General features: G+C 74.4%; 7 protein-coding genes. 1 reads left to right on the top strand and 6 read right to left on the bottom strand.

Features of this window, described 5'->3' with window-relative positions:
* Position 1: 1 nt before the first annotated feature.
* Genes VFG42_RS01475 through VFG42_RS01495 form a run of 5 tightly spaced genes read right to left on the bottom strand, consistent with a single transcriptional unit; the run spans position 2 to position 6,369 of the window.
* Positions 2-1,816, bottom strand: a complete 1,815-nt coding sequence (locus tag VFG42_RS01475; protein ID WP_324904486.1) for a glycoside hydrolase family 15 protein — start codon at positions 1,814-1,816, stop codon at positions 2-4.
* A complete protein-coding gene (locus VFG42_RS01480) occupies positions 1,813-3,432 on the bottom strand; it encodes a GMC family oxidoreductase (protein ID WP_324904489.1) in 1,620 nt (539 codons plus the stop codon). Before VFG42_RS01480 ends, VFG42_RS01475 begins: the two co-directional genes overlap by 4 nt.
* Complete coding sequence (locus tag VFG42_RS01485; RefSeq protein ID WP_324904491.1) at positions 3,429-4,151, bottom strand: gluconate 2-dehydrogenase subunit 3 family protein; 723 nt, start codon at positions 4,149-4,151, stop codon at positions 3,429-3,431. The genes VFG42_RS01480 and VFG42_RS01485 overlap by 4 nt, the downstream gene beginning before the upstream one ends.
* Entirely contained in the window at positions 4,151-4,582 is a 432-nt protein-coding gene (locus VFG42_RS01490; protein ID WP_324904493.1) for a hypothetical protein, read from the bottom strand. The genes VFG42_RS01485 and VFG42_RS01490 overlap by 1 nt, the downstream gene beginning before the upstream one ends.
* Entirely contained in the window at positions 4,579-6,369 is a 1,791-nt protein-coding gene (locus VFG42_RS01495) for a thiamine pyrophosphate-requiring protein (protein WP_324904495.1), read from the bottom strand. The genes VFG42_RS01490 and VFG42_RS01495 overlap by 4 nt, the downstream gene beginning before the upstream one ends.
* 410 nt (positions 6,370-6,779) lie before the next feature.
* Between VFG42_RS01495 and VFG42_RS01500 the strand changes: the two genes are divergently transcribed.
* Positions 6,780-7,748, top strand: a complete 969-nt coding sequence (locus tag VFG42_RS01500) for a ferritin-like domain-containing protein (RefSeq protein ID WP_324904497.1) — start codon at positions 6,780-6,782, stop codon at positions 7,746-7,748.
* On the opposite strand, the gene VFG42_RS01505 is transcribed toward VFG42_RS01500, so the two are convergent.
* The coding region (locus VFG42_RS01505) for a HAMP domain-containing sensor histidine kinase (protein WP_324904499.1) at positions 7,661-9,130 on the bottom strand (1,470 nt) is incomplete at its 5' end. The two genes, VFG42_RS01500 and VFG42_RS01505, sit on opposite strands and share 88 nt — an antisense overlap.

A 9,130-nucleotide genomic window follows, 5' to 3' on the forward strand; every position in this document is an offset into this window, starting at 1 on the left:
GTCAGTGCTCCTCCGTGGTCGTGGTCGGGGTCGGGGACGAGGCGCCCGCGTCGCGGCAGGCGGCGACCGCGTTGACGAGCGCCAGGTGGGTCAGGGCCTGCGGGAAGTTGCCCAGGAACGCGCCGGTCGCCGGGTCGATCTCCTCGCCGTAGAGGCCGACGTCGTTGGCCAGGGCGAACAGCGCCTCCAGCGTCAGCTCGGCCTCCTCCAGGCGTCCGCAGCGCGCCAGCGCCTCGGCCATCCAGAACGAGCAGGCCAGGAACGCGCCGTCGCCCTCCTGGTCGCGCAGCCGCGCGTTGCGGTGCAGCAGCGGCCCGCCCGCGCCCAGCTCGGCGCGGATCGCGTCGACCGTGCTCGACAGCCGCTCGCGCTCGTCGTCGGGCGGCAGCGCCCCGCGCGCCGACAGCAGGACGGCGGCGTCCAGGCGGTCGTCGTCGGCGGCCATGGTGTAGGCCCGGCGCCGCGCGCTCCAGCAGCGTGTGCGCACGTGGCGCTCGATCGCGCGCCGCGCGTCCTCCCACCGGCCGGCGGTGGCGTCGGGGACGTGCCCGTCACGCGCCAGCGCCAGCGCGCGGCGCAGCGCGAGGTGGCAGGCCAGCGTGCTCTGGGTGAACCGGCGCGGCTCGGGCAGCTCCCAGATGCCGGAGTCCGGGCGCTCCCAGACCAGGCAGACGAAGTCGGCCAGCTCGGCGAGCGTCGTCGCGGCGCTGCCGGTCAGGACGTTGCCCGCCGACACGTACTTGAACACCATGTCGAAGATGTCGCCGTAGGTGCTGAGCTGGAGCTGGTCGGTGGCGCGGTTGCCGAGCAGGACCGGCCGGGAGCCCGCGTAGCCCGCGAGGTCCAGCTCGCCGTCGGGCAGCGTCGCGCGCCCGTCGAGGCGGTGCATCGGCCGCAGGCGCGGGCGGGCGTGCTCGATCGCCTCGAACGTCCAGCGCAGCGACGCGTGGACCTGCTCGGCCAGGCCGAGGCGCAGCATCGCCTCCAGCGTCAGGTTCGTGTCGCGCAGCCACGCGTAGCGGTAGTCGTAGTTGCGGTCGCCGCCGAGGCGCTCGGGCAGGCCGAGCGTCGGCGCCGCGACGATCGCGCAGGTCGCCGAGTCGACCATCAGGTCCAGCGCCAGCGCCGAGCGGACGAGGACGTCCCGCCACGGGCCGGCGACGTCCAGCGGCGCCACCCAGCGGCGCCAGTGCTCGGCGGTCCGGTCGACGCGCTCCAGCAGCGTCTCGGCGCGGGCCAGCTGGATCGGCCCGACGTCGCAGCTGCCCAGCGTGAAGACCGCGACATCGCCCGCGCCGCAGTCAAACGCGCCGCGCGCGGCGCCGCCCTCCAGCGCGATCGGCCCGGCGCCGAAGGCCTGGAAGGACAGCGTGAGGCCGTCGTCGGCGAACGCCGCGGCGTGGTCGCCGATCGGCCGGCACTCGGCGTCGCGCCGCCCGTAGCGCAAGCGCGGGTGCACCGACCAGCGCATCGGCACGCGCCCGCTCAGGCCGTCGACGCGGCGCACGATCTGGTTGTAGTCCAACGCGCTGGGGCTCATCAAGGCCATGGCGTCGGTCACGCGGACCGTGCCCTCGGCGGTCTCGAACGTCGTCCGGAGCACGTTGGTGTCCCGCACGTAGGCGCGCCGCACGAGCGCGGGGGCGACGGGCGCCAGCGCGAACGCGCCGCCGCGCTCGGCGTCCAGCAGCGACGCGAAGACGCTGGGGCCGTCGAAGGCCTGCGGGCAGTGCCAGTCGATCGACCCGTCGGCGGCCACGAGCGCCGCGGTGCGCTTGTTGCCGATCAGCGCGTGCTCGGCGATCGGGACGCTCATCGCCGGCCCGTCAGCCGGTCGGCCAGACGCGAGGCCAGCGCCATGATCGTCAGCGCCGGGTTGGCCGAGCCCTGGGTGGGCAGCACGCTGCCGTCGGCGATGAGCAGGTTCTCCACGCCCCACGCGCGGTGGTCGGCGTCGACGACCGAGTCCTCGGGCGACGTGCCCATCCGGCAGCCGCCGACGAGGTGGGCGTAGCGGTCGATCGTCAGCACGTCCTGGGCGCCCGCGGCCTCCCAGATCGCGTGCAGCGTGCGCTTGGCCGCCGCGATGTTGGCGCGGTCGTTCTCGCACTGGGTGTAGTCCAGGCGCGCGACCGGCATGTCATGGGCATCGACGTCGTCCGCGAGCGTCACGCGGTTGTCGGGCAAGGGCAACAACTCGCTCAGCACCCCGAGCGTGAACCAGTGGTTGTAGTCGCGCATGTACTCGCGCAGCGCCTGGCCCCAGTGGCCGTCGGCGAGCACGTGCTCGGCCCACGCGATCGGCTGCGGCCCGACGGTCTGGATCGCGAAGCCGCGCGCGAAGCCGTCCATCGCCTCGGTCTCGTAGAACTGCTCGGAGCTGATCTCCGGCGGCGGCGCCTTGTACATGTGCAGGTGGTCGGGAAAGCGGCCGGCGACCTGCGGGGCGCCCTGGACCATGATGTAGCGGCCGACCTGGTCGTGGTCGTTGGCGAGGCCGTTCGGGAACCGGGCGCTCGTCGAGTTCAACAGCAGGCGCGGCGTCTCGATCGAGTACCCGCACACGGCGACCGCCGCCGCGCGTTGCCGATGGAGCCGCCCGTCGCGGTCGTAGGTGACGCCGGTGGCGCGGCCGGTCGCGTCGTCGACCTCGACCCGTACGACATGGCTGTCGGCGCGGACCTCGGCGCCGTGCTCGATCGCGTCGGGCAGGTGCGTGATCAAGGGCGAGGCCTTGGCGTTGACCTTGCAGCCCTGCAGGCAGAAGCCGCGGTAGATGCAGTGCGGGCGGTTGCCGAACGCCCCGTTGGGGATCGCGACCGGGCCGACGCGCATTTCGATGCCCAGCTCGCGCGCGCCGCGCATCGCCTGCTGCGCGCCGCCGCTGACCGGATGGGCGTTGTAGGGGTACTTGTGCGGGTCGCCCCACGGCCAGTCCTGGCCGGAGACCGGCAGCTCGGCCTCGACGCGCTCGTAGTGGGGCTTGAGGTCGGCGTAGGCGATCGGCCAGTCGGCGCCGACGCCGTCGCGCGTGCGGGTCGCGAAGTCGGAGGGGTGCAGGCGCGGCGCGTAGCCGGCGTAGTGCACCATCGAGCCGCCGACGCCGTGGCCGCAGTTGTTCTTGCCCAGCTCGACCGGGTCCTCGCCGCCGATCACGCGCGACGCCGTCCAGTACAGCGGGTGCGCGCCGGCCTCGTCGGAGACCCAGTCACGGTCGGGATCCCAGAACGGTCCGGACTCCAGCACGACGATCCGCCACCCACGCCGGGCCAGCCGCTGGGCCAGCGTGCAGCCGCCCGCGCCGGCGCCGACGATCGCGAGGTCGACCTCGTCGTCGTCGCGGTAGGACGCCATGCGGTCGAGGTTCTGCAGCCCGCGGCGTCGCGGGTGCAGCAGGTACCGCGAGTCGTTGTCCTTGGGGCGCCGCCTCACTCCAGGCCCCGCTGACGGGTGTCGGGCACGGGGTCGAGGCTGAAGCGCTCGTCGGCCATGTCGGGCTCCTCCTGGCCGGGGCCCAGCCGCAGGTAGCCGCGGGGGTAGCGCGGGCCGCCGTAGCCGATCTCGTTCCACGCCCACGGGTGCGAGTAGAACGCCGCCAGCGCGGCGCGCAGGACGACGCTCCAGGCGCGCGACGGGTCGGTGTCGTTCCAGACGCCGCCGGTCAGCTCGCCGTCGCGGAAGCGCTGGGCCAGCGCGCGCCGGCGCTCGTCGGGCAGCGCGTCGAAGTCGCCGCCGGCGGCCTCGTCGAGGCCGCGCGCCACGCGCCGCCAGGTCTCGGGGTCCTCGGGCAGGTCGGCGTAGCGGTAGCCGTCGAGCCTCCCGTCGGCCAGCTTGGCGTCGACCATGTGCAGCACCGGGATGCGCGGCTCGCGGTCCTGGGCCAGCACGGTGTCCAGGAACGCGCCCAGCGTCCGGGCCTCGCGGTCGTCGAAGAAGCGCAGCGGCGGCGGGTCCTCCACGCGCGCGAGGACGACCTCGCGCGTGACCGGATCCCAGTGCCCGGCGTTGTCGAGGATGTCGTAGTCCGGGTAGCGGCCGATCATCTGCGGCGTGGTGCCGCGCCGCTGGCGCGGCAGCTCGTCGGGCGGCGCGGGCCGGCCGTCGGGGCGCCGCTTGGGGAGGTGGCCGGCGTCCCGGTAGGGCTCGGCCATCACCAGCGCTCGCGTCGCATCAGCGCGGCCAGCAGGCCGAGGCCGCCGACCATCGTCAACGACCCGGGCGCCAGCAGCGGCGGGCCCTGGACCAGGTTGTAGGTCGGCTCCGACCAGCCGCCGGGCTTGCGGGCGATCCCGCGCCCGTGCATGAACGTGCCGAAGGCGCCGTTGGCGCAGACCAGCGCGGCGGTGGCGGGCAGCGCGGTCCGGGCGGCGCGCGGCGAGCGCACCGCGGCGGCGGCCGAGACGCTCAGCGCGGGCAGCAGCGCGACCGGCGACCACATCCAGCGGTTGGCGAACGACCCGCCGAAGTGGTTGACGTACACCTCGACGCCGAGCGGCAGCGCCGAGGCCGCGGTCGCCGCCGCCAGCATCTGCTGCGCGCGGCCGCGCCGGAGGTTGCGCAGCGCGCGGCGCGGCCCGGTCATCGCGTCAGGACCTCCGACAGCTTGCCCCGCAGCGACTGCTTCATGAACCGCGGCGCGGCGGCGTCGCCCTCGCGGATCGCGCTCGTGATCTCCTTGACCTGCTCGAAGCGGATGTGCGGCGGCAGCGGCGGGACCTCGGGGTCGGTGACGAACTCGATCAGCGCGGGCCGGCCGGCGGCCAGCGCGCGGTCCCACGCGTCGCCGATCAGGCCGGGGTCCTCGACGCGCTCGCCGTGCAGGCCGAGCAGCTGCGCGTAGCCGGTGTAGTCGAAGTCCGGCAGCTGCTGGGAGACGTTCAGCTTGGGGTCGCCGTTCATCACCCGCTGCTCCCAGGTGACCTGGTTGAGGTCGTGGTTGTTGAGGACCGCGATGACCAGGCGCTGGTCGGACCACTGCTCGGCGTAGTGCGCGACGTCGATCAGCGCGTTGATCCCGAGCATCTGCATCGCGCCGTCGCCGATCGAGGCGATCACCGGCTTGTCGGGGTGCGCGAACTTCGCGGCCAAGGCATAGGGGACGGCCGGGCACATCGTCGCCAACGTCCCGGAGAGCGCGGCCTGCATGCCCTCGCGGACCCGGATGTGGCGGGCCCACCAGTCGGTGGCCGAGCCCGAGTCGGCGGTCAGGATCGCGCCGTCGGGCAGGCGGTCCGACAGCTCGTGGAAGACCAGCTGCGGGTTGATCGGGTCGGCGGGCTGGTGGGCCTGCTCGGCCAGGACCCGCCACCAGCGGTCGACGTTGGCCTCGACCTCCTCGCGCCAGGCGCGGTCGGCCTTGCGCTCCAGCAGCGGGATCAGCGCGCGCAGCGTGTCGGCGGCGTCGCCGACGAGGTTGACCTCCATCGGGTAGCGCAGGCCGACCAGCCGGGCGTCGAGGTCGATCTGCACGCCGCGCGCCTGGCCGGGCTCGGGCAGCCACTCGCTGTAGGGGAACGAGGAGCCGACCATCAACAAGGTGTCGCACCCGTTCATGAGGTCGTAGCTGGGCTTGGTGCCCAGCAGGCCGATCGAGCCGGTGACCCACGGCCGGTCGTCGGGCAGGACCGCGCGGCCGTTGAGCGCGCGGGCGGCGCCGGCGCCGAGCAGGTCGGCGACCTGGGTGATCTCGGCCAGCGCGCCCTTGGCGCCCTGGCCGACGAGGATCGCGACCTTCTCGCCGGCGTTGAGGACGTCGGCCGCCTCGCGCAGGGCGACGTCGTCGGGGACCACGCGCGGCTTGCGGATCGCGGCCGCCGACGAGGGAACCCCGCCGTGCGCGCGCGGCGGCGCCGAGTAGGGCAGCTCCTGGACGTCGTTGGGGACGATGACGCAGGTGGGGGAGCGGGTCGCCTTGGCGATGCGCATCGCGCGGTCGATCAGCAGCGCGGCCTGCTCGGGGACCATGCAGGTCTGGACGAACTCCGAGGCCACGTCCTTGAAGAGCGTGGTCAGGTCGACCTCCTGCTGGTAGTTGGAGCCCAACGACATCCGCGCCTGCTGGCCGACGATCGCCAGCACCGGCTGGTGGTCGAGCTTGGCGTCGTAGAGGCCGTTGAGGAGGTGGATCGCGCCGGGGCCCGACGTCGCCAGGCAGACGCCGACCTCGCCGGTGAACTTCGCGTGCGCGGTGGCGGCGAAGGCCGCGATCTCCTCGTGGCGGACCTGCGTGAAGGCGAGCCGGTCCTGCACCTGGTGGAAGCCGCCGAGGATCCCGTTGATGCCGTCGCCGGGATAGCCGTAGAGGCGCTTGACGCCCCACTCGTCGGCGAGGTGCTCGAGGATGAACTGCCCGGTCGTCTGCGAAGCCATGGTGGAGGCCGTACCCGCTCGGGATGGCGCGGCGTGCATGGGCACGGCCTTGAAGGACGTCGGGCCCTGCGCCGGTCACTCGCCTGACCAGGAGCGCCCGCTGGGCGGGTACGCGCTGCTCGCGCCAAGGCCGAGCGATCGCTTTGAGACTCGATCTCAGATAAGGTCTCGCGCATGTGCGCGGGATGTGCGATGTCGGCGATGGCCGGGGCCGGCGGGCTGCGGGCCTGGCTCCAGACGCGGGGCTGGTCGTTCATGACCCCGGAGCGCCTGCGCCGCGTGACGATCGGCGCGTTCGTCGTCGCCACGCTGGTGTCGACGATCGGCCTGAGCGGGTCGACCAAGCCGGCGCACGCGCGGACGCCGGCGCCGGCGGCGTATCGCTCCGCCGATTCGGGGAGCCCTGGCGCATGGACGACCACCAGCAGCTCGTCAGCTACCTCACCGACATCCACGCCATAGAGGTCCAGGCGCTGGAGCAGATGAAGCGGGCGCCGGGCATCGCCGGCGGCCCGGACCTGGCCGCGATCTTCCGACGGCATCGCGACGAGACCGTCGAGCACGAGCGGCTGGTGCGCCAGGCGCTGGCGGCGCGCGGCGCCGAGCCGTCGACGGTCAAGGACGCGGCGGGCCGCGCCGGCGGCTGGGGGATGCTCCTGTTCGCCAGGCTCAACCCCGACACGCCCGGCAAGCTCGCGATGCACGCCTACTCCTACGAGCACATGGAGCTGGCGGCCTATGAGCTGCTGTCGCGGATCGCCCGGCGCCTGGGCGACGAGGACGTGGTGCGGCTGGCCGGCCGGATCGGCGCCCAGGAGCGCGCGATGGCCGAGCGCATCGGCGAGCGCTGGGACGAGGCGGTGGAGGCGTCGCTGTCGGCGAAGGGCGCCGAGGACCTCGGCGGCGAGGTCGTCAAGTACCTGCGCGACGCCCACGCGCTGGAGGCCCAGGCGACGCAGATGCTCGAGACCGGGCCGAGGATCGCGCGGGACGACGCGCTCAAGCGGGTCTTCGCCGCGCACCTCGAGGAGACCAAGGACCAGCAGCGCCGGATCGACGAGCGCCTCGACGCGCTCGACGCCAAGCCCGCGCGCTTCCAGGCCGGCGCGCTGCGGCTCGGGGCGCTGAACCTCGGCGGCTTCTTCAAGGTCCAGCCCGACACGCCCGCCAAGCTCGCCGGGTTCGCCTACGCCTTCGAGGCGCTGGAGTGCGGCGCCTACGAGCTGCTGCGCCGCGTCGCGGCCCGGGCCGGGGACGGCGAGACCGCGCTGCTGGCGATGTCGATCCTCGCTCAGGAGGAGGCGGCCGCCGAGCAGGTCGCCGGCACCTGGGACGCGGCGGTCGACGCCGCGCTGGCCGAGCAGGCCGCGCGGGCCTGACCGCCCGCGCCGTCGCCCGCGCCCGGCAGCGTCACCGTGAAGCGCGCGCCCCCGCCCGGCGCGTTCTCCGCGGTGACGCGGCCGCCGTGGGCGGCGGCGAGCGCCGCGACGATCGCCAGGCCGAGGCCCGCGCCGGCCTTGCCGCGCTCGCGGCCGCGGTCGTGCTCGGCGCGCCAGAAGCGCTGGAAGAGCGCGTCGGGGTCGTCGGTCGGCAGGCCGGGGCCGTGGTCGCGGACGACGACCTCGACGGTGCCCGGCGCCGCCGCGCCCGCGCTCAGCTCCAGCGGCGTGCCCGGCGGCGTGTGGACGAGCGCGTTGCGCACGAGGTTCAGCACGACCTGCCGCAGGCCGTTGGCGTCGCCGAGGACGATCGCGGGCTCGCGGACCTCCACGCGCACCGCGCGATCCGGCGCGACCGCCCGCGCGTCGTCGGCGGCGTCGGCGACCAGGCGCCCGAGGTCGACCGCGGCCTTCTCGACCTCCGGGATCTCGTCCAGCCGCGCGAGCGTCAGCAGGTCCTCGACGAGCACGCCCATCCGCGTCGCCTCGGCCTCGATGCGGCGCATCGACCGCTCCATGTCCTCCGGGTCGCTCGTCGCGCCCATGCGGAACAGCTCGGCGTAGCCGCGGATCGAGGCCAGCGGCGTGCGCAGCTCGTGTGAGGCGTCTGCGAGGAACTGCCGCAGCCGCTCTTCGCTGGCGGTGCGGGCCGCGAAGGCCTGCTCGAGGCGGTCCAGCATCGCGTTCAGCGCGATGCCGAGGCGGCCGACCTCGGTCTTCGGAGTCGCTGGGCTGACCCGCCGCGAGAGGTCGCCGGCGGCGATCTGGCCGGCCGTCACCTCGATGCGGCTGAGCGGGCGCAGGCCGAGGCGCACGACGAACCACGCCGAGACGCCGAGGGCCAGCAGCACCCCCGCGATCACGAGCGCCTCGACGAGCAGCAGGCGGTGCAGCGTCGAGTTGACTTCGATCAGGGGGACGGCCGCGACGGTGATGCCGCTGTCCTCGGGATCCTGGTGTGCGTAGACGCGGTACTGCAGGCCGCTCGAGCCCTTCGAGCCGACCGTCAGCAGCGTGTTCAGAGGAACGCTCGACGGAAGCTTCGGCGAGGCCAGGACCGGTTCACTCGAGCTGTAGCGGACGCGCCGCTGGCCGAGCACGCGACCGTCGCCTTCGCGACGCTGGCCGTAGGTGCCTGGTGGCAGGTTGACCTGTGGGTTGTGCGCGCCGGGGCCGCCGCCGGGGCCGCCGAAGTCGTCGCGGTCCTGCCCGGCGCCCGCGGGCGGCGGCCCCGCGGGCCGGAAGCCGGCCGCGTCGAGCAGCTGCGAGAGCGCGGTGACCGCCGCCCTGGCCTGCTGGTCGGCGCGCGACTCCAGGAACGA

Source organism: Baekduia sp. (assembly GCF_035685985.1).
Classification (GTDB): Bacteria; Actinomycetota; Thermoleophilia; order Solirubrobacterales; family Solirubrobacteraceae; genus Baekduia.

What these genes read in the sequence shown, in the direction of transcription:
- VFG42_RS01500 (WP_324904497.1), top strand. Translation starts at nt 6,780, where the DNA reads ATGGACGACCACCAGCAGCTCGTCAGCTACCTCACCGACATCCACGCC.
- VFG42_RS01490 (WP_324904493.1), bottom strand. Translation starts at nt 4,582, where the DNA reads ATGACCGGGCCGCGCCGCGCGCTGCGCAACCTCCGGCGCGGCCGCGCG.
- VFG42_RS01495 (WP_324904495.1), bottom strand. Translation starts at nt 6,369, where the DNA reads ATGGCTTCGCAGACGACCGGGCAGTTCATCCTCGAGCACCTCGCCGAC.
- VFG42_RS01485 (WP_324904491.1), bottom strand. Translation starts at nt 4,151, where the DNA reads ATGGCCGAGCCCTACCGGGACGCCGGCCACCTCCCCAAGCGGCGCCCC.
- VFG42_RS01475 (WP_324904486.1), bottom strand. Translation starts at nt 1,816, where the DNA reads ATGAGCGTCCCGATCGCCGAGCACGCGCTGATCGGCAACAAGCGCACC.